Origin of the sequence: Paracoccus sigandri, assembly GCF_003709565.1 — a bacterium.
In the GTDB taxonomy this organism is placed as follows: domain Bacteria; phylum Pseudomonadota; class Alphaproteobacteria; order Rhodobacterales; family Rhodobacteraceae; genus Paracoccus; species Paracoccus siganidrum.
Genome location: NZ_QNRC01000101.1, coordinates 1 through 1403, shown reverse-complemented (window position 1 = coordinate 1403; position 1403 = coordinate 1). Strand labels below are relative to the sequence as shown.

1 protein-coding gene is annotated in these 1403 nt (G+C 66.5%); it reads right to left on the bottom strand.

Annotated features, from left to right (window positions below; all coding sequences use genetic code 11):
• A partial coding sequence (gene acs, locus C9E82_RS23905; protein ID WP_122449418.1) for an acetate--CoA ligase occupies positions 1–1403 on the bottom strand: 1403 nt, incomplete at both ends.

The following is a 1403-nucleotide window of genomic DNA, read 5'->3' as shown; positions in this document are numbered from 1 at the left end:
CGCTGGTGGTCGCCCCACAGCGTGCGCATCTGCCCCGGCCAGCTGTCACTGATGCACAGCACCCCCTCGGCCGGGTCGCCCTCGATCAGCTTCGCCGTCTCGGGCTCCAGCACCGCCGGTTTCACCCCGAAGAACGGCAGCGTCGCCGAGCCGGGCTTGGTCGGGGTCGCGCCGGGCAAGGGCGTGATCAGGTGGCCGCCGGTCTCGGTCTGCCACCAGGTGTCGACGATCGGGCAGCGGCCCTGGCCGACATGCCGGTCGTACCAGTGCCAGGCCTCGGGGTTGATCGGCTCGCCCACCGTGCCCAGGATGCGCAGGCTGGACAGGTCGTGCCGCTCCACGAATTCCGGCCCCTTGCCCATCAGCGCCCGGATCGCCGTCGGCGCCGTGTAGAATTGCGTCACCCGATGCTTCTCGCAGACCTGCCAGAAGCGCCCGGCATCGGGGAAGGTCGGCACGCCCTCGAACATCAATGTGGTGGCGCCATTGGCCAGCGGACCATAGATGATGTAGCTGTGCCCGGTCACCCAGCCGACATCCGCCGTGCACCAGAAGACATCGCCGTCGCGATAGTCGAACGTGTATTGATGCGTCATCGCCGCATAGACCAGGTAGCCGCCGGTGGTATGGACCACCCCCTTCGGCTTGCCGGTCGAGCCCGAGGTATAGAGGATGAACAGCGGGTCCTCGGCCCCCATCGGGCGGGGCGGGCAGTCGGGGCTGGCGGTTTCCATCAGCGCCTTGACGTCGACATCGCGGCCCTCGACCCAGGTGGTCTGGTCGCCGGTATGGCGAACCACCAGGCAGCGCACCTTGTCCGAGCAATGCAAGAGCGCCGCATCGGCATTCGACTTCAGCGCCGTCTTGCGCCCGCCGCGCGGCGCGGTATCGGCGGTGATCACCAGCTTGGCGCCGCAATCATTGATCCGGTTGGCCAGCGCATCCGGCGAAAACCCTGCAAAGACAATGGAATGGATCGCCCCGATCCGGGCGCAGGCCAGCATCGCATAGGCCGCCTCGGGGATCATCGGCAAATAGATCACCACCCGGTCGCCGCGCATCACGCCCTGCGACAACAGCACATTGGCGAAGCGGTTCACCTTTTCCGACAGTTCCGCATAGGTGATGTGCTGGGCGGGATCCTTCGGGTCGTCGGGCTCGAAGATGATCGCGGTCTGGTCGGCGCGTTCCGGCAGGTGCCGGTCCACGCAGTTGACGCAGGCGTTCAGCACCCCGTCCTCGTACCACCTGATCGAGACCTGCCCCAGCGTGAAATCGGTGTTCTTGACCTTGCCGTAAGGTTCGATCCAGTCCAGCCGCAGCCCCTCGCGGCCCCAGAACCCCTCGGGATCCGAAATCGATTCGGCATAGAGACGCGCATAACCCCCGGCATCCACATGCGC